This is a genomic window from Klebsiella pneumoniae subsp. pneumoniae HS11286 (assembly GCF_000240185.1).
In the GTDB taxonomy this organism is placed as follows: domain Bacteria; phylum Pseudomonadota; class Gammaproteobacteria; order Enterobacterales; family Enterobacteriaceae; genus Klebsiella; species Klebsiella pneumoniae.
Genome location: NC_016845.1, coordinates 2878359 through 2896399, shown reverse-complemented (window position 1 = coordinate 2896399; position 18041 = coordinate 2878359). Strand labels below are relative to the sequence as shown.

At 59.4% G+C, this 18041-nt stretch carries 21 protein-coding genes and 2 other annotated features; of the genes, 12 read left to right on the top strand and 9 right to left on the bottom strand.

What is annotated here, in order from left to right:
• Positions 1 to 24: 24 nt before the first annotated feature.
• Complete coding sequence (locus KPHS_28940; protein YP_005227194.1) at positions 25 to 774, top strand: putative hydrolase; 750 nt, start codon at positions 25 to 27, stop codon at positions 772 to 774.
• 13 nt (positions 775 to 787) lie between these two features.
• Here the strand turns inward: KPHS_28940 and KPHS_28930 are convergent, their stop codons facing one another.
• Positions 788 to 2221: a putative NAD-dependent aldehyde dehydrogenase gene (locus KPHS_28930; RefSeq protein ID YP_005227193.1), complete on the bottom strand. Its 1434-nt coding sequence runs from the start codon at positions 2219 to 2221 to the stop codon at positions 788 to 790.
• Between the two features lie 31 nt (positions 2222 to 2252).
• Between KPHS_28930 and KPHS_28920 the strand changes: the two genes are divergently transcribed.
• From KPHS_28920 to KPHS_28890, 4 genes are all read left to right on the top strand, one after another.
• Entirely contained in the window at positions 2253 to 2378 is a 126-nt protein-coding gene (locus KPHS_28920; protein ID YP_005227192.1) for a hypothetical protein, read from the top strand.
• Positions 2379 to 2490: 112 nt separating this feature from the next.
• Complete coding sequence (locus tag KPHS_28910) at positions 2491 to 2781, top strand: dipeptide ABC superfamily ATP binding cassette transporter, binding protein (protein ID YP_005227191.1); 291 nt, start codon at positions 2491 to 2493, stop codon at positions 2779 to 2781.
• Positions 2491 to 4088, top strand: a sequence feature (potential frameshift: common BLAST hit: gi|152970470|ref|YP_001335579.1| dipeptide transport protein). (Overlaps the previous gene by 291 nt.)
• Positions 2778 to 4088, top strand: coding sequence for a dipeptide transport protein (locus KPHS_28900; RefSeq protein YP_005227190.1), 1311 nt, complete (start codon positions 2778 to 2780; stop codon positions 4086 to 4088). (Overlaps the previous feature by 1311 nt.) The genes KPHS_28910 and KPHS_28900 overlap by 4 nt, the downstream gene beginning before the upstream one ends.
• Positions 4089 to 4104: 16 nt before the next feature.
• Positions 4105 to 4338: a DUF2526 family protein gene (locus KPHS_28890; protein ID YP_005227189.1), complete on the top strand. Its 234-nt coding sequence runs from the start codon at positions 4105 to 4107 to the stop codon at positions 4336 to 4338.
• Between the two features lie 8 nt (positions 4339 to 4346).
• Here the strand turns inward: KPHS_28890 and KPHS_28880 are convergent, their stop codons facing one another.
• Together KPHS_28880 and KPHS_28870 are read right to left on the bottom strand one after the other, a co-directional pair.
• Positions 4347 to 4796, bottom strand: coding sequence for a putative transport protein (locus KPHS_28880; RefSeq protein YP_005227188.1), 450 nt, complete (start codon positions 4794 to 4796; stop codon positions 4347 to 4349).
• The gene (locus KPHS_28870) at positions 4793 to 5311 is read right to left on the bottom strand and encodes a putative acetyltransferase (protein ID YP_005227187.1); all 519 of its coding nucleotides are present in this window, start codon (positions 5309 to 5311) and stop codon (positions 4793 to 4795) included. Before KPHS_28870 ends, KPHS_28880 begins: the two co-directional genes overlap by 4 nt.
• Before the next feature lie 160 nt (positions 5312 to 5471).
• Between KPHS_28870 and KPHS_28860 the strand changes: the two genes are divergently transcribed.
• Together KPHS_28860 and KPHS_28850 are read left to right on the top strand one after the other, a co-directional pair.
• The gene (locus KPHS_28860; protein ID YP_005227186.1) at positions 5472 to 6053 is read left to right on the top strand and encodes a putative regulator; all 582 of its coding nucleotides are present in this window, start codon (positions 5472 to 5474) and stop codon (positions 6051 to 6053) included.
• 65 nt (positions 6054 to 6118) lie between these two features.
• Positions 6119 to 7156, top strand: a complete 1038-nt coding sequence (locus KPHS_28850; RefSeq protein ID YP_005227185.1) for a putative NAD(P)-binding dehydrogenase — start codon at positions 6119 to 6121, stop codon at positions 7154 to 7156.
• A gap of 62 nt (positions 7157 to 7218) precedes the next feature.
• On the opposite strand, the gene KPHS_28840 is transcribed toward KPHS_28850, so the two are convergent.
• Positions 7219 to 8154 (bottom strand): pyrimidine specific nucleoside hydrolase, encoded by a 936-nt coding sequence (locus tag KPHS_28840; RefSeq protein ID YP_005227184.1) that lies wholly within the window; start codon positions 8152 to 8154, stop codon positions 7219 to 7221.
• Here KPHS_28840 and KPHS_28830 point away from each other — a divergent pair.
• Positions 8116 to 8346, top strand: coding sequence for a hypothetical protein (locus tag KPHS_28830; RefSeq protein ID YP_005227183.1), 231 nt, complete (start codon positions 8116 to 8118; stop codon positions 8344 to 8346). The two genes, KPHS_28840 and KPHS_28830, sit on opposite strands and share 39 nt — an antisense overlap.
• An 89-nt stretch (positions 8347 to 8435) precedes the next feature.
• Positions 8436 to 8735: a DUF406 domain-containing protein gene (locus KPHS_28820; protein ID YP_005227182.1), complete on the top strand. Its 300-nt coding sequence runs from the start codon at positions 8436 to 8438 to the stop codon at positions 8733 to 8735.
• Between the two features lie 97 nt (positions 8736 to 8832).
• Here KPHS_28820 and KPHS_28810 read toward each other — a convergent pair whose 3' ends face one another.
• Both KPHS_28810 and KPHS_28800 read right to left on the bottom strand, forming a co-directional pair.
• Positions 8833 to 10539 carry an amidohydrolase gene (locus tag KPHS_28810; protein YP_005227181.1) on the bottom strand — a complete coding sequence of 569 codons (1707 nt, stop codon included), beginning with the start codon at positions 10537 to 10539 and terminating at the stop codon, positions 8833 to 8835.
• Positions 10540 to 10736: 197 nt separating this feature from the next.
• The gene (locus KPHS_28800) at positions 10737 to 12842 is read right to left on the bottom strand and encodes a putative tonB-dependent receptor (RefSeq protein YP_005227180.1); all 2106 of its coding nucleotides are present in this window, start codon (positions 12840 to 12842) and stop codon (positions 10737 to 10739) included.
• Positions 12843 to 13100: 258 nt separating this feature from the next.
• On the opposite strand from KPHS_28800, the gene KPHS_28790 reads away from it, so the two are divergent.
• Positions 13101 to 14162, top strand: coding sequence for a putative receptor (locus tag KPHS_28790; protein ID YP_005227179.1), 1062 nt, complete (start codon positions 13101 to 13103; stop codon positions 14160 to 14162).
• A 179-nt stretch (positions 14163 to 14341) separates the two neighbouring features.
• Positions 14342 to 14548: a YgdI/YgdR family lipoprotein gene (locus KPHS_28780; RefSeq protein YP_005227178.1), complete on the top strand. Its 207-nt coding sequence runs from the start codon at positions 14342 to 14344 to the stop codon at positions 14546 to 14548.
• A 50-nt stretch (positions 14549 to 14598) separates the two neighbouring features.
• Here the strand turns inward: KPHS_28780 and KPHS_28770 are convergent, their stop codons facing one another.
• The 3 genes from KPHS_28770 to KPHS_28750 form a co-directional block, all read right to left on the bottom strand.
• Positions 14599 to 16053 carry an L-asparagine permease gene (locus KPHS_28770; protein ID YP_005227177.1) on the bottom strand — a complete coding sequence of 485 codons (1455 nt, stop codon included), beginning with the start codon at positions 16051 to 16053 and terminating at the stop codon, positions 14599 to 14601.
• A 189-nt stretch (positions 16054 to 16242) separates the two neighbouring features.
• Positions 16243 to 16482, bottom strand: a complete 240-nt coding sequence (locus KPHS_28760; RefSeq protein YP_005227176.1) for a putative LysR-family transcriptional regulator — start codon at positions 16480 to 16482, stop codon at positions 16243 to 16245.
• Positions 16243 to 17130: a sequence feature (potential frameshift: common BLAST hit: gi|152970457|ref|YP_001335566.1| LysR family transcriptional regulator), on the bottom strand. (Overlaps the previous gene by 240 nt.)
• On the bottom strand, positions 16576 to 17130 hold the full coding sequence (locus KPHS_28750; RefSeq protein ID YP_005227175.1) for a LysR family transcriptional regulator: 555 nt from the start codon (positions 17128 to 17130) through the stop codon (positions 16576 to 16578). It overlaps the preceding feature by 555 nt.
• Positions 17131 to 17403: 273 nt before the next feature.
• On the opposite strand from KPHS_28750, the gene KPHS_28740 reads away from it, so the two are divergent.
• Positions 17404 to 17955 carry a hypothetical protein gene (locus KPHS_28740; RefSeq protein ID YP_005227174.1) on the top strand — a complete coding sequence of 184 codons (552 nt, stop codon included), beginning with the start codon at positions 17404 to 17406 and terminating at the stop codon, positions 17953 to 17955.
• The last annotated feature ends 86 nt before the right edge of the window (positions 17956 to 18041 follow it).

The following is an 18041-nucleotide window of genomic DNA, read 5'->3' as shown; positions in this document are numbered from 1 at the left end:
TAACCTTATCATGGAGGCATACAGGTGAACGGTTTTTATTCGTCCGTCGCTGGCGCCACGCTGCGCTGGCACGATTTCCCGGGAGATGGCCTTCCGGTGGTGTTTATCCACGGCCTTGGCTGCGCGTCATCCTACGATTATCCCCGCATTGCCAGCGATCCCGCGCTCCGAGAACGGCGCAAAATACTCATCGATCTGCCGGGCTTCGGCTATAGCGATAAACCGCGCGTGTTTAGTTACAACATACATGAGCAGGCTTTAGTTTTGGAGCAGTTCCTCAGCCACCTGCGCCTGCAGCGCTTCGCGCTGTTCGGGCATAGCATGGGAGGGAGCATCGCCATCGAAGCGGCGGGGCTACTGGGCGAGCGGGTGACCACGCTGCTGGTCTCGGAACCCAATCTGTTCGCCGGCGGCGGCGAGTACAGCAGGCGCATTGCGGCTCAGTCAGAGTCAGCCTTTGTCGCTGACGGCTATGCCAGGCTGCTGGCGGAGGAGCGCTCGCCGTGGGCGGGTTGTTTACAAAACAGCGCCCCCTGGGCCGTCTGGCGGGCCGCCAGCAGCCTGATACGCGGCAGCGACACGCCCTGGTTTACCCAGCTATGCCAGCTGCGCTGCCAGAAAATGCTGATCGTCGGAGAGCGGTCGCTCCCTTACGCGGATAGCGACCTCGTTCAGGCACAAGGGATCCCGGTCGGCATCGTGCCCCATGCCGGACACTCGATGGCGTGGGAAAACCCGCAGGGGCTGGCGCAGCTTATCGCCAGCCATAGTTAAGAGGCGCTGGGCCTCAGAAGGGAAGCTCGCGGGGTTGGGTCTGGATCGTTATCCAGCGCAGCTCGGTGAATTCCGCGATCCCGGCCCGCCCGCCAAAGCGGCCATAGCCGGAGGCTTTGCAGCCGCCAAACGGCATTTGCGCCTCATCATGCACCGTTGGGCCATTGATATGGCAAATCCCGGTATGCAGACGTTGCGCTACGTTCCACGCTCTGGCGCTGTCGCGGCTGTAGACCGCAGCGGAAAGACCGTACTCACTGTCGTTGGCCACCGCCAGCGCCTCCTCTTCGCTATGAACGCGAATAATCGCTTTCACCGGACCGAAGGACTCTTCACGCCACAGCCGCATCTCGCGGGTCACGCCGTCCAGCAGGGTCGGGCTCATATGGGTATCGTTGGCTTTACCACCGGTCAGCAGGCGAGCGCCTTTCGCTAACGCATCGTCAATGAGCGCGTTGCAGCGGGCGATGGTGTTCATATCGACAACCGGGCCAGTGAGGGCGGCAGGCAGGGCGGCGGCGCGCCTGGCCAGCAGCGGGATAAACGCCTCCGCTACGGCATTGTCGACAATAATGCGCTCGGTGGACATGCAGATCTGCCCGGCGTTGGCGAAGGCGCCAAAAACAGCGCCCGCTGCCGCTTGCTCAATATCAGCATCGTCCAGCACCAGCAGGGGCGCTTTTCCACCGAGCTCGAGCACCGCTGGTTTCAGATACTGTCCGCAGGTGCGGGCGATAATGCGCCCCACCGGTGTGGAGCCGGTAAAGTTAACGCGCCGCACCGCCGGGTGGGCGATCAGCGATTCCACCAGCGCCGGCGCATCTTCAGGCGCACAGGTAAGATAGTTCACCACGCCCGGCGGGAAGCCCGCCGCGTCAAGGGCGTCGATAATCAGTCCCTGAGTGGCGGGGGAAAGTTCGGCGCCCTTAAGGATCACCGTGTTGCCACAGGCCAGCGGCGTCGCCAGGGCCCGGGTGGCCAGAATCAGCGGCGCGTTCCACGGCGCCATGCCCAGCACCACTCCCGCCCCCTGGCGGACGCCCATCGCCAGGTTACCCGGCACGTTGGACGGAATTATTTGCCCTTCAATCTGGGTGGTCAGCGCCGCCGCTTCACGCAGAATATCTGCCGCCAGATGAACGTTAAATCCGGCCCAGTGCGCGGTCGCGCCGGTCTCCGCCGCCATGGCGGCGATAAATTTCGCCTCCCGCAACAGCATCTGTTCCGCCGCCTCGAGCAGTAAGCGACGTCGTTCCGCCGGCGCAGTATCGCGCCACAGCGGAAAGGCGCAGGCCGCGGCTTCGACGCAGCGTTTGCCGTCGGCGAGGCTGGCGGCAGCGGCCACCGAGGCTGCCTCATCGTGGGCCGGGTGGCGTCGGGTAAAGGTGCGGCGGCCTTCGGCATCGTGCCACTGGCCGTTAATGTACAGATTGCAGGTGATTGTCATGGTGGAAACCTCTTGTTCTGCGGTTCCCCCAGTGTACCGGGCGGCACTGACGGGAAGCGTGAGCCGGGCGGTTATCGCACATTTTTTTGCAGGAATTTTGTGTGGCTCACAACATCCCGAAGCCCTCTGGCGTAAAAAACAGCGCAACGTCGATTAAACCAGCAAATTCCACGCGTTTTGCATAAGGTGATAGCCATTGATTATTTGCCGCCGTCAGGCGGCTGTGCTGTTATTACCGTTCTTATAATCAATAATCAGGACTTATAACCATGTCTACAGGGAAAACCACGCTGGCGCTGCTGCTGAGCGCACTGCTGCCGGCCGGCGCCGCCTGGGCCGCAGGCAATGACACTCTGGTCTACTGCTCAGAAGCCTCTCCGGAGTCCTTCAATCCGCAGATCGCCAGCTCCGGTCCGTCGTTCGTCGCCAGCTCGCAGGTACTGTATAACCGTCTGGTGAGCTTTGACCCGGTGAAAAATACGCCGATCCCGTCGCTGGCCACCGAGTGGCACGTCTCTGAGGATGGCAAACCTGGACCTTTACTCTGCGTCAGGGGGTGAAGTTCAACAGCAACAAATTCTTCAAACCGACCCGCGATTTTAACGCCGACGACGTCCTGTTCTCCGTGCTGCGCCAGATGGATCCTCAGCATCCTTATCATAAGGTGTCGCAGGGGAACTATGAATACTTCCACGACGTGGGCCTCGATAAGCTGATTAAATCGGTGAAAAAGGTGGATGATTACCATGTGCAGTTCGAGCTCAACGAGCCGAACGCGGCGTTTCTTGCCGACTGGGGCATGGACTTCGCCTCTATTCTGTCGGCAGAGTATGGTGAGGCGATGCTGAAGAAAGGAACGCCGGAAAACGTTGATAACTGGCCTGTCGGTACCGGGCCGTATGCGCTGCAGCAGTATAAAGTGGATTCGCAAATCCGCTATATTGCCAATCCCCACTACTGGGAAGGCGAGGTACCGACCAAGCACTTAATCTTCTCCATTACGCCGAACGTCGAGACTCGTCTGGCGAAACTGCAGACCAACGAGTGCCAGATTATTCCCGCGCCGTCGCCGGTACAGTTCCCGGTGATTAAGGGCAATAAAGATCTGGCGCTGCATGCGGTTGAGGCGCTGAACGTCGGCTATCTGGCGTTTAACACCGAGAAAAAACCGTTTGATAATGTGCTGGTGCGCCAGGCGTTAAACTACGCTACCGACAAGCAGGCGATCGTCAAGGCGGTATTCCTCGATTCCGGCAGCGTGGCGAAATCACCGATCCCGTCGACGATGCTCGGGTATAAGAAAGATCTCCCGGACTACGATTACGATCCGCAGAAAGCCAAAGCGCTGCTCAAGCAGGCGGGTCTGGAGCAAGGCGCGGAAGTGACCCTGTGGTCAATGCCGGTCCAGCGCCCCTACAACCCAAACTCAAAACGCATTGCCGAAATGATCCAAAACGACTGGGCGAAAGTGGGGGTGAAAGCCAAAATTGTCAGCTATGAATGGGGCGAATACCTTGCCGGTATGCGTAAAGGGGAGCACGACAGCGCCCTGTATGGCTGGATGTCGGACAACGGCGATCCGGACAACTTTGCTGGCACATTGCTCAGCTGTGATAATATCCAGACCGGCTCCAACGCCGCCCGCTGGTGTGATAAATCCTATGACGCGCTGGTAAAGAAAGCGCTGTTGGTGAGCGATCCGCAGGCGCGGGCCAAACTCTACGAACAGGCGCAGGAGATTTTTTATCAGCAGGCGCCATGGATCACCCTGGCGACCGGGAAAACCTTCTATGCGACGCGCAGCAACGTCAGCGGCTACACCGTCAGCATGATGGGGAGCGATTTTTCCAAAGCGAAGCTGAATTAAGCGAAAGGAGAACAGGATGGCACATCTGGATGAGGTTATCGTCAAAGTCGATGACGCCCTGGCCGAGGGCGTTATCGCGCATATGAATGAGCTGCTAATCGCCCTGAGTGATGATGCGCAACTCAGTCGTGAGGAACGCTATATCCAACAGCAGCGTCTGCGCACCGCCATCGCCCATCATGGGCGACAGCATCAGGAAGAGCAGGATGCGCGCCGCGAGCAGTTGACCAAAGGGGGCGCGATCCTCTGAAGATGCGCTCAGAACTGGCGTCTGGCCACCAGCCAGGCGCCCACCACCAGCATCACCGCCCCGCATAACGGTCCGATCAGCGCCCGCACCGGCACGCCGTGGGCGCGAACTAAATCCATGATCAACCCGCCCACCAGCTGGCTGGCCACCAGTACCGCAATGGTCGTCGCCGCGCCAACGTTTTGATAACCGCTGATGCTGGCGAAGACGAAAAAGGACCCCAGCAGGCCGGGGATCAGCGTCCACCACTTCACGCTCAGGGCCAGCTCCTGAAAGCCGGCGACGCCCTGGCGCAGCAGTAACATCGTCACGAAGATAACGATCCCGACCAGCGAATTGAGCAGCATAGCGATAAGGATCGTCGACGCCGACTGGGTGATGCGCACCATCAGAGTGTTCTGCACCACCAGGCCAACGCCGGCGGCGATCAGGCAGGCGAGAGTGAGCGACGCGTTCATGCTTTGCCGTCCGGGTCCTGACGCGCATCCAGCTGCAGCTGCATAAAGGTCAGATCCAGCCAGCGGCCAAATTTGGTGCCCACCTGCGGCATCTGCCCGGTGGTGATAAAGCCCAGCGTTTCATGCAGATGCAGCGAAGCGTGATTCTGCGACTCGATGCCGGCGACCATCACATGTTTATTCAGCCGTCGCGCTTCGGCGATCAAGGCGACCAGCAGCTTGCGGCCCAGCCCTTTCCCCTGATGTTCGGGATGAACGTACACCGAATGCTCCACGGTATGGCGAAAGCCGTCAAACGCCCGCCAGTCGCCAAACGAGGAATAACCGGTAATGACGCCGTCTTCCTCGCTCACCAGTACCGGAAATCCAGCCAGCTGGCGGGCTTCAAACCAGGCGATGCGGTTGTCGGTATCCACAGTTTTATCATTCCAGATGGCGGCGGTATGGACGACGGCATGGTTATAGATCTCGGCGATCGCCGCGCAGTCGTCTTTAATGGCAGGGCGAATGGACATAGCAAACCTCAATTTTTCGTACACTATAGTAGTACAATATTATTACAATAATGAACGCCACGCTGTCATCCGTTTTCAGCATAATTTTAACGGCTAACCCGGGAATAACACGTCGGTGGATGGTTGTGTAATGGGGGGGCGCACACTATAGTGTTACGTTATGAATACTATAGAAGACAACCTCAATCAGCGCATCAGCGCGCGCATCCGCATCGAGCGCGAGTCCCGCGGCTGGTCGCTGAACGACCTCGCCGAACGGGCCGGCGCCTCGCGGGCGATGATCCATAAAATCGAGCGTGGCGAAAGCAGCCCGACCGCCTCGATGCTGGGCCGCCTTTCCGGCGCCTTCGGCATCAGTATGTCGACCCTGATCGCCCGCGCGGAAATGCAGGAGGGCAAGCTGCTGCGCTTTGCCAGCCAGCCGGTATGGCGCGACCCGCAAAGCCACTATCTCCGCCGCCACGTTTCGCCGCGCAGCGATTTGCCGATCGATCTGGTGCAGATTGAGCTGCCGCCCGGTAGCGATGTGCCGATGCCCGCCGCGTCCTATGCGCTTGCCCGCCAGCTAATCTGGCTGCAACAGGGCGAGCTGGTGTTTGTCGAAGGCAATACCCGCCATGAGATGCAGGCGGGGGATTGTCTGGAGCTTGGCCCGCCCAACGATTGTCGCTTTATTAATGAATCCGCAGAGACCTGCGTCTATCTGGTGGTTCGCCTTAATCAATCGCCATCCGGCTCTTAATGTTAAAGCATAATACGCATAAAGCAGCTAGCCTCAGTACAGTCTGCTCACAAGAGGAGTTTGCTATGACAGATCAACCGCAACGCCATCGCCGCTGGGTGCTGGCTTCCCGTCCCCATGGTGAACCGACGGCAGAGAATTTCCGCCTGGAAGAGAGCGAAGTGCCGACGCCAGGCCCGGGTCAAGTGCTGCTGCGTACCGTTTATTTATCGCTCGACCCGTATATGCGCGGGCGCATGAGCGACGCGCCGTCCTATTCGCCGCCGGTGGCCATTGGCGCGGTGATGGTGGGAGGGACCGTGAGTCGCGTGGTCAGCTCAAATCATGCCGATTATCAACCCGGCGACTGGGTGCTGGGCTACAGCGGCTGGCAGGATTATGAACTCTCCGACGGCAGCGGACTGGTGAAGCTGGGTGACAATCCGCAACACCCGTCCTGGTCGCTGGGAGTTCTGGGGATGCCCGGCTTCACCGCCTACATGGGTTTGCTGGACATCGGCCAGCCAAAGGCGGGCGAAACGCTGGTGGTCGCCGCGGCGACCGGGCCGGTTGGCGCCACGGTTGGACAGATCGGCAAAATTAAGGGCTGCCGCACCGTCGGCATCGCTGGCGGCGCGGAAAAATGCCGCTATGCGGTTGAGACGTTAGGCTTTGATCTCTGCCTTGACCATCGTGCGGATGATTTTGCCGAACAGCTGGCCCAGGCCTGCCCGCAGGGTATTGACGTTTATTATGAAAACGTCGGCGGCAAGGTTTTTGACGCGGTGCTGCCGCTGTTGAATACCGCAGCGCGGGTACCCGTCTGCGGGCTGGTGAGCGGCTATAACGCCACCGGGCTGCCGGACGGGCCAGATCGTCTGCCGCTGCTGATGGCGACCATCCTCAAAAAGCGCATCCGGATGCAGGGCTTTATTATCGGCCAGGATTACGGGCATCGGATCGCCGAATTCCAGCAGCAGATGGGGCGCTGGGTGCAGGAGGGGAAAATTAAATATCGCGAACAGCTGATCGACGGTCTGGACCAGGCGCCGCAGGCGCTGATCGGCCTGTTAAAAGGTGAGAACTTCGGTAAGGTAGTGATCCGCGTCGCGGCGGACGACTAGCCTGGCGGGCTTCGACTTAACAGGCCCCTTTCCCGCCAGGGAAAAGGGGCCTGGCATAGAGGTCAGGCGTAGAAGGCTAACCGCTGGGCGAGCAGATCGACAAAGGCTTCGCGGTCCACATCCAGCATCAGGGTGGTATTGGGCCGATTGCCGGTCAGATGGTAGTAATCGACCACCGTCATCCCCTGGGTATATTTGCCTTCCGTTTCTACGCCAACCCAGCGTTCGATCGTGGTAAAGATCTCCGGCTTGAGGAGCCAGGCGATGGTGCAGGGATCGTGCAGCGGCGCGCCGTCGAAGCCCCACTTTTCATCTTTGTGGTAGGCCATAAAGAAGTCGAGCAGCTCGGCGACGATGGTCGACACCGGGTTGCCAATCTGGCGGAATCGCTCGATATCGGCGGGAAGGATTTGCGCCTTATGGGTGACGTCAAGGCCCGCCATCACCACCGGGATCCCCGACTGAAAGACCATTTCCGCGGCCTGCGGATCAACGTAAATATTAAACTCCGCCGCCGGCTGCCAGTTGCCCAGCCCCATGGCGCCCCCCATGATCACGATGCGGGCGATCTTCGCGTGCAGCTCCGGATGGCTGGCGAGCAGCAACGCCACGTTAGTCTGCGGCCCGGTGGCCACCAGGGTCACCGGCTCCTGGCTTTCCCGCAGCACGCTGGCCATCAGCTCGACGGCGGTGCAGTTCTGCGGCGCAAAGGCCGGCTCAGGCAGGCTCGGGCCATCCAGTCCGCTCTCGCCGTGCACGTTATCGGCGATGATCAGATCGCGCATCAACGGCTTCCACGCGCCGCCGGCAACCGGAATGTCCGGCCGGTTCAGCAGCGTCAGCATACGCAGCACGTTGCGCAGGGTCTTCTCCGGGGTCTGGTTGCCTGCGGAAGCGGTGACGGCTTTCACCTCCAGCTCCGGCGAGGCGAGGGCGAGGACCAGGGCGATCGCGTCATCATGTCCCGGATCGCAATCAATCATAATCGGCAGTGCCATAGCAGCTCCTTGTTGGCGATGTTCTGTGACCAGACTAACGCTGCGAGTCGAGGCAGACGAGATGGTATGCAGAATAGTGTGATGGAGACCACGATTGCTGCGAGGGCAACGCGTATCGTTACGCGACCGTCCGTAAACATGATGCCTCGTTTTGCGGTGGCGCAAGATGGCGCCCGGCGCGGCGCGATATAATAGAAAAATTGCTAATCCTTACGGATATTAATGGTTTGCTTTTCGGCGGGCGGGTTCTTATCCTTAAGAAAACTCAAGAGGTTATTACGATGAAAGATGTAGTAGATAAATGCAGCACCAAAGGCTGCGCCATTGATGTCGGGACGATCATTGATAACGAGGACTGCGTCTACCGGGCCGAGAAGGTGTTCCCAAGCCGCGAAGAAGCGGAATCCACCGTAGCCGCCGTGCGCGAACGTGCTGCCGCCGCAGCGCCGGCCAGTGAACCGCCGCAGGTCGATTACACCATCGTCGCCGCTGGCGACGCGGTGAAACTCGACCTCTCCATCGCCTTCTCCTGCCAGGCAGAAAAGATCATTTTCGAGTTATCCCTGCGAAATCTGCTTTAATTCGCTCCTGTAGCGGAAGCGCGATGCTCTGGCGGGCAGACGCCTTCCGCTGATGCAGCACGCTGCCCGCCCGGCGACCTGAGCCGGGTGAGCGCGGTTAGTCTTGAAAGACGACGTTTCCGCCAACCATGGTCATCACCACGCGGCTGGCGCCAATCTCCTCATGGGCTACGGCGAAGATATCGCGGTCCAGCACCTGAAAATCAGCGACTTTGCCGACCTCTATCGATCCGCGTACCGCTTCTTTCCCTTCCTGATAGGCCGCATTGATGGTGTACATCCGCACGCCGTCCGCCACGCTAATTGCCAGTTCCGGGCGAATAACGTTGCCGCTGGAAGATGATTTGCGGGTGACCGCTGCCTGAACCATTTTGCGCCAGTTCACCAGCGCCATAATGCCATCTGACCCGCCGGCGATGATGACCCCAAGGTCGATGATATCCCGTAGCCCTTTGCAGATTTCCCCCTTGATGCCACAGTAGCGGGCGCGCTGTTCATAGTCATATGCCGGGCCGCCGAGTGAAGGTTGTTCGGAAAGCAGAATGCCGTATTTTGCCGCCATCACGAAATCTTGCCGATCGCCCATTGAGCCGTGCAGCACATAATGCCGTCGGCTCTCCCCCGGATAGCGCTGAATCGCCTGCACGAAGCTGTTAATCGTGACTTTTACCGCCTTATCGCCGACCGCATGGACTGCCACCTGAAAACCGCGCTGGTGAGCCAGCAGAATCATCTGCTGTAGCGCCTCAACTTGTGCTTCCTCGGTCGCCTCGGGGCCACCAAACACCGAGCGTCCGCGATATCCCGGCCGGTCGGCGTAATCCTGATTCATCCACGCTGTGTGCGATGTGGGAACGCCATCGCAGAACAGTTTTATGGTCCGACAGTCCAGCCAGTCCCGGTCGGTGAACTGGGAGAAATCAAAGCTATCCAGATCGCGCTTCAGGGTGGCGCAGGACTGAACGCCCCGCTCGGCGGAGTAAAAGGCGATGGATACCCGGGCGGTGAGTTTTCCTTCATCCTGCAGTTCACGGTAGGCGGCGATGGCGCGATCCCCCGCAGCGCCCACCTCGCGCGTGTTTTCCCCCGGACCCATGGCGCCTTCCGTGTAGCTGGCATACCCTTCGCTGTTCATCAGGCGCTGGGCTGCCAGAAGGTTCTCTTTGAGGGCCGCTACGGTCAGACGGGGCATCGTGCCGGATGCGAGATGCAGGGCGGGCAGGTCGATGAAATTGCCGTCCAGTTCGCCACTGGCCGTTCGCCCCAGATGTCCGCCGAGGGGATCAGGGGGGCTGGCGTCAAGACCGGAGAGGGCCAGCGCCCGGCTGTTGACGATGCAGGAGTGACCGTCCCACAGGGCGAGCAGGGTGGGATGATCGGCCGTGACGTCGTCAATATCCCAGCGCGTCAGAGAGCGCTGCTCGGCCGCGCACTCCTTGATTGCGTTTGGATCCAGACCGCAGACACGAATCCATGCCCCGGCGGGAGTGCGGGCTGCCTGGTCGCGCAGTCTTTCCCGCAGTACTGCCAGGGAACGCACGTCCTGGCAGTTCAGGCAATGCCAGCTGTCAGCGAGCCAGCCGATATGGATATGTGAGTCATGCGCGGCGGGTAAAATGAGTTTGCCGCCAAGGTCAATGACCTGCGTCTGGGGACCAATATGCTGCTGAATCTCCTGGTCTTCACCAACGTTAATAATCCATCCCTGCTTCACGGCGATGGCGCGCTTAAAACTAAAATGTGCGTCCACCGTGGCGACCTTGCCGTTAATCAATACGCAGTCCGCATAAACGACATTATCCATTTATCCCTCCCTGGCTGATAAAAGTGCCGATCAATATAAATAGTAACCATGGTGATTATGTGGTTACTATATGACTACGAAGGGGGTGGAGTGTCAAGCGCGGTTGGTTGGCGGGTGTCCGCCTGGCGGTGGAATAGACGGTAAGGAAAAGCGCTTCGCCCGCCGATCGCGAGAGGCATCGGCGGGGAAGGGGCGTGTTATTCGAAGCGCCAGGCGAGGTTCAGGCCGATGCCGTAGTTACGTCCCGGGGCAGGCTCGTAGTAACGTCCGTTAGACTCGTTAACGATGACAGACCCGACGTACTCCCGGTCGAACAGGTTGTCGATGCGACCGAACAGATCCATATCCATCCTGCCGTAGCTCCATTTATAGCCGGTCGTCAGGCCAACCACCGTCCAGGAGGGCGCTTTGGCGGTGTTTTCGTCATTGGCCATGATATCGCTCATATAGCGAATATCGCTCCCGGCGTACCAACCTTGCTCCGGCTGATAGCCAAAGGAGGCGTAGCCCATATTGCGCGCGATCCCCGGAATGCGATTGCCATTGCAGCTGGCGTCGTCGCAGACGTTAGTGCGATAGGTCGCGTCCAGCCAGGTCCAGGCCGCCTTCAGACGCCAGCTCTCGCCAAACTGCTGATCCAGCCCCAGCTCCATCCCCTGACGGCGGGTCTTGCCGGCGTTTTTATAACTGGTGCGCCCGCCGCTGCTGCTGTCGACCACAATCTCATTATCGGTATTGGTCTGGAACAGGGCGGCGGTGAACAGCCCATTGCCGATCCGCGTCTTGCTGCCGATCTCCACCGTGTCGTTGGTGGAGGGTTTCAGGCCGAAGTTGAGGCCGCTCTGGTTATCGGAGCGGTAGGAGAGTTCGTTAATGGTTGGCGTCTCGAAGCCGCGGCCGGCGGAAAGATAGACGTTCCACGCGTCGGTCAGGGCATATTTCAGCGAGCCCGCGGGCAGCCATTTGTGATAGCTGGCATCACCGCTGTCATCGCCATTGCCTGGGGTGATGTAGTAGTCGTTCGAGTCGAACCATACCGAGCTGTAGCGAACCCCGGCATCGAGCGAGAGTTTGTCAGTGAGCTGCCACTGGGTCTGCAGGTAGGGGTCGACGTTCCACATCAGGTTGCGTTCGTTACGGCGCAGCGCGCCCTGTTCGCCATACTGCGGCGCGCCGTTGACCATCACAAAGTTTTCATACCCTTTGCGCCGCTCGCTCATGTTCTCGTAGTCGAGACCGGCGGTGAGCGTGACGGGCACCAGCAGCTCTCCGCGATGGGTCAGCCGGGTATCGATCCCCTGGTAGTGACGGGTAAGGTCGATCACCCCGCCGGCATGGCTCGGCTTCAGCTGCGGCGCGCGGGGGATCGACTGGAACTGCGTGGTTTCACGTTCTCCAGCGTACATCATAACGCTGAGATCGTCCTGGGCACTGAGCTGGCGCTCATAGCGCAGGCCGGCCTGGGTCTGTCGGGTATTCTTGCGGGTATTATACTGGTCGCCGCGCGGCGACTGGCGCGGGTTATCGCGCCATTCATCGGCGGTCAGGCCACCGGCGTCATTGGCTTTGATATCCACGCTATTCAGCAGCAGAGTCAGCTTACTGACGTCGTTGATGCGCACCCCCAGCCGGGCGTTCGCCAGATTTTTGCGCGCGCCGCTGTGATCGCGATAGCCATGGGTGGTGAAGCGATTGGTTGAGACCGTGTAATCCACATCGCCTGCGTGGCTGCCGTCGCCAACGGCGCCAGTGGCTTTCATCCCGTAGTGCCAGGTGCCGAAGCTGCCATAGTAGCTGCTGGCTTCCACGGTGGGCGGCTGGGTGCCGGTCTGGCTGGTGACGTTGATCACCCCGCCGGACGAGTTACCGTACAGGGCAGAGAAGGGGCCGCGCAGCACCTCAATGGTGTCAACGCTGCCGATATCAATATTTGAGGTCTGCCCCTGGCCGTCGGGCATGGTGGCCGGAATGCCATCCACATAGATGCGCAGTCCGCGCACGCCATAGGTTGAGCGCGAGCCAAAGCCGCGAATCGACAGCTGCAGATCCTGGGCATAGTTTTGCCGGTTCTGCACCTGCAGGCCCGGCACGGCGCCCAGCGATTCAGAGAGATTGACGCGCGGCGCGGCCTGGCGCATCTCATCCCCATTCACCACGCTGACGGCGGCGGGGGTATCCAGTTCAGAAACCATGGTTGGCGCGGCGGTCACCACCATGGTTTGTTCATCTGCGGCCTGGGCTGCCGCAATGAGCGGCAAGAGCAGGGCCGGGAGGGCGGCGTGACGCACGGACAGGATTTTCATCGATAATACTCAAAGACGAACCAAATGGAACATATGTATATATGTTACCTCGTTTGTAAAATATTTGAAAATTATTAACTGCTACTGGTTAACGGATAGTGCTCGCCAGGCATGAATTTACCGCACAACAACAATTAGCGCTCCACTTTGAGATAAATAATGATTACTATTCGCATTCAAAAATAAGGGTAAAGCCAGGACTTTACCGCCGGAAGCGATGTCGGGTCAGCACATACTGGTTTATCAAAGGGAGTCGTCATGTCATTACGTCATTTTGCCGCGCCGCGTCTGCGCCATTCACTGCTCGTCACTTCTCTGCTGCTGGCAGGCAGCTTTAGCGCCCACGCCGCGGAAGAGATGCTGCGCAAGGCCGTCGGAAAAGGGGCCTACGAAATGGCCTACAGCCAGCAGGAGAATGCGCTGTGGGTCGCCACATCACAGAGTCGTTCGCTGGACAAAGGCGGGGTGGTTTACCGTCTTGACCCCACCACCCTCGACGTGACGCAGATTATTCACAACGATCTGAAGCCGTTCGGCGCCACTATCAACCATGCCACCGGCACGCTGTGGTTTGGCAATACCGTCGACAGCACTGTCACCGCTATTGACGCCAAAACCGGCGCCGTGAAGGGGCGCCTCGTGCTGGACGAGCGTCAGCGCAGCGAAACCGTGCGCCCGCTGCAGCCGCGCGAGCTGGCGGTCAATGAGCAGACCAACACGGTCTACATTACCGGTCTGGGCAAAGAGAGCGTGATTTGGGTGGTAGATGGCGCGACCCTGAAGCTGAAAACGACCATTACCGGCACCGGGGCAATGGCGACGGGTCTGGCGATCGATCCGCAAGCTAAGCGTCTGTATACTACCAACGCCGACGGCGAACTGCTGACCATCGACAGCGAGAGCAACACGATTGCGTCGCGCAAAAAATTGCAGGATGACGGCAAAGCGCATTTCTATCTTAACCTGAGTCTCGATACCGCCGGCCATCGTGCCTTTATTACCGACAGCAAGCAGCCGGAAGTGCTGGTGGTCGATACCCGCGACGGCAAGGTGCTGGAGAAAATCGCCGCGCCGGAGTCGCTGGCGGTGCTGTTTAACCCGGCGCGCAACGAAGCCTATGTGACGCATCGTAAGGCCGGGGAAGTCAGCGTTATCGACGGCAAGAGCTACAAGGTGGTGAAGACCTTTAAAACGCCGACTCACCCCAACAGTCTGGCGCTCTCCGAGGACGGAAAAACGCTGTACGTTAGCGTGAAACAGGCTTCCAGCCGTGAGAAAGAAGCCACCGCGCCGGACGATGTGATCCGTATCGCCCTGTAAGACCTCAGCGCGACGAAACCGGAAAACGGTGGTCGCGCTCCGCAAGCCGCCGGGCCAGGCCCGGCGACTCACCCTCTGTTACAACGCCTATTGGCCTGACAACCAGATGGTTATACACTTAACCCTTTCCCGCCACGTGCGGGCAGTGGTAATCAGTGGAGATAAATGAAAAGCCATTCATGGTGATTTGCGCCGGCGCGATGCTGGCGCTGCTGGCAGGTTGTTCGTCAAACTACGTTATGACCACGAAGAGCGGTCAAACTATCGTTACCCACGGCAAGCCGCAGCTGGATAAAGAAACGGGGATGACCAGCTATATCGATGAGTCAGGTAATAAGCGGGAAATTAACAGCAGCGATGTGTCGCAGCTGGCTGAAGATAATTAAGTTCTGACCTCCCGGTTTGCCCGCGATGGACAAACCGGGAGTCCTGCCAGTTACTTCCTCAGCGTCGGCGCCGTGCTGTGAATCTCATGCACGCGTTTACGCACACCAAACCAGCCAGCCACCAGCAATACCGCCAGCAGCGGAATTGATCCTATGGTGTAGGTACCGTTCGGATAATCGAAGGCCATCAGCACCAGCACGCTGAACAGGAACAGCAGCGTCAGCCAGGAGGTGAACGGCGCCCCCGGCATTCTGAAGCTGACCTTTGCCGCTTTCCCTTCCTTGATCGCTTTGCGCAGACGCATCTGACACACCACGATAAAGCCCCAGGAGGCAATGATCCCCAGCGAGGCGACGTTGAGTACGATCTCAAATACCTGAGATGGCACCAGATAGTTGAGGAAAACCCCGACTACATATACCCCCAGCGTCGCCAGGATCCCGGCGTAAGGGACGTGGTGACGGCTCATCTTCGACATAAACTTCGGCGCGGAGCCTCCCATCGACATCGAGCGCAGAATACGCCCGGTACTGTAGAGACCCGAGTTAAGGCTGGAGAGGGCCGCGGTTAACACCACGATGTTCATCACGCTGCCGATATATGGCACGCCCAGCTTTGAGAAGAAGGTAACGAACGGGCTCTGTCCGGCCTGGTAGGCGTTCCACGGCAGAAGCAGCACCAGCAACACCACCGAACCGACATAGAACAGACCGATACGCCAGATCACGCTGTTGATGGCCTTCGGCACCATTGTCTCCGGATCCTTACACTCTCCGGCCGCGGTCCCCACCAGCTCGATGGAGGCGAAGGCGAAGACCACCCCCTGCACCAGCACCAGCGCCGGCAGGAGGCCGTGCGGGAAGAAGCCGCCGTTATCGGTGATCAGATGGAAGCCGGTGGCATTGCCGTCCAGCGGCTTACCGGAGCCGAGGAAAATGGTGCCGACCACGAGAAAGGCGACGATCGCCAGCACCTTAACCAGCGCGAACCAGAACTCCATTTCGGCGAACCACTTCACGCCGATCATATTCATGGTGCCGACGATAGCCAGCGCGCCGAGGGCGAAGACCCACTGCGGCACATCGCCAAACGCGCCCCAGTAGTGCATATACAGCGCCACGGCGGTGATATCGACAATCCCGGTCATCGCCCAGTTAACGAAGTACATCCAGCCGGCCACGTAAGCGGCTTTTTCACCGAGGAACTCCCTTGCATAAGAGACGAAGCTGCCGCTCGAGGGGCGGTGGAGGACCAGTTCGCCGAGGGCGCGAAGAATAAAGAAGGAGAAGATGCCGCAGACCAGATAGACCAGGGCGAGCGCTGGCCCTGCCATTTGTAAACGTGCCCCGGCACCGAGGAACAAACCGGTACCGATGGCGCCGCCGATGGCGATCATCTGTACCTGACGGTTGCCCATCGCTTTGTGATAACCCGCTTCATGTGAGTTAAGCCAGTGGCGTTTTGCAGCATGATGCTCCGCTGCATTTTCGTGTTTCGTATTCATTGATGTATCAGTTTCCTGTCAATGCCCATGTTTGCAGCCGGAATGGAGGACGGCTGGCACATTATGCTGGCTTTCTCATCATTCTGACGTAGGAGATAAGCTCAGACATGGCGCTGAATCCTACACGTAACCTAATAGTTACGCACCTAAAACATTTACCGAGAGCATTTGACAGATTTATCAATGAGATCAGCGTCGCAGAGTTTCCAGTAACAGCGTGAAAGCGCTGGTATGCTGGCGCCGGCTGGGGTAATAGAGATGGTAGCCGGGGAAGGCGGGGGTCCACTCCGCCAGCACCCGCACCAGCCGGCCGCTGGCTAAGGCCTCCGCCACGCAGTCATCCGGAACGTAGGCCAGCCCAAGGCCCGCCTCCGCCGCGTCGATGCGCTGCGGCAGGCTGTTGAGGATCAGCTGTCCCTCCACCCGCACCTGAATCTCCCGGTCATCGCGGGCAAATTCCCAGGCGTAAAGTCCCCCTCGTGTCGGCAGGCGCAGATTGATGCAGCGATGTTGGGCAAGATCCTAGGGCGTTTGCGGCGTACCGGCCCGCTGCAGATAGGCCGGCGAACCCACCACCGCCATCCGCATATCCGGGGCGATGCGCACGGCAATCATGTCTTTTGCCACCTGTTCGCCGAGACGCACCCCGGCGTCGAAGCGGTCACCCACGATATCCGTGAGCCCATTATCAACAGTGATTTCGATGTTAATATCAGGATATTGCAGCATAAATGGCTTTAGCGCCGGCCAGAGTACCGCGCTGGCGGCATGCTCTCCGGCGGTAATGCGCAGGTTGCCCGCCGGGCGTTCTCGGGTGTCTCGCAATGCAGCCAGGGCCTGCTCGATCTCTTCCAGATGCGGACCGAGGCGCTGAATCAGTCGCTCGCCCGCTTCGGTCGGCACCACGCTGCGGGTGGTGCGGGTCAACAGCCGGACATCGAGCCGCGTTTCGAGATGGCGCATGGCATGGCTGAGCGCCGACTGCGACACGCCAAGCTGGGCCGCCGCGCGGGTAAAGCTGCGTTCACGCGCCACCACCATAAAGGAGAGCAGATCGTTTACGTTCTCTTTTAGCATAATCTTTCCGGATTGATGAATACTGCTCACAGGTACGCAGAGTGTATGCCCGGCCTGAGGATTGTGCCAGCCTGATGGCCGGACGCAGTGGAGCAGAATGGTTATGGCGGATGATTTATTCCTCTGTGCAGGGCAGGTATTGTAATAGGCCCAAAAAACGCCAGCGCCAGGTGAACCGACATTCGCTGGCGCGGCATGACCGGGGGGACGGCAGCCCGAAAGATGATCCAAGAGTATCGCCAGGCAGAGTCTGGTAACCGGGGAGAAACAGAGATGAATATCAACGTGGTCGGCACCAGCGGCTCAGGCAAATCCACTTTGGCCCGGCGCCTGGCGCACAGGCTGGAATTACCCTGGATCGAGCTCGATCGCTTGTACTGGCGGCCGAACTGGCAGGGCGCGCCGGATGAGGCATTTTTCGCCGCCATTGCCGCCGCGACGGCCACGCCGGGCTGGGTGCTGGATGGCAATTACAATCGCAGCCGCAGCGTTAAATGGCGTGCGGTGGATTTGGTGATCTGGGTAGATTATGGTTTCTGGCGCACGCTGCGCCAGGCGGTATGGCGGGCGGCGAGCCGGGCGTGGCGACATCAGGAGCTGTGGCCGGGCACGGGCAACTGCGAGAGCTTTCGCCGTTCGTTCTGCAGCCGGGAGTCCATCATCCTCTGGACGCTGAAAACCTGGCGGCAGCATCGCCGACGCTATCTGGCCGTTATGCAGGATCCGCAATATCGTCATATTCGCTTCGTCCGGGTGCGCAATCCGCGGCAGGCCGAGGCGCTGCTCCGCGAGCTGGAAGCGCAGCGTTCAGCCGGGCATATCTAATTTTCAGCAGTACACATGTGAATTAATTGTTTCTCAATAGTTAGCAAAGATTTTAATAATGCAGGCACGTACTTTCATATGAGCCT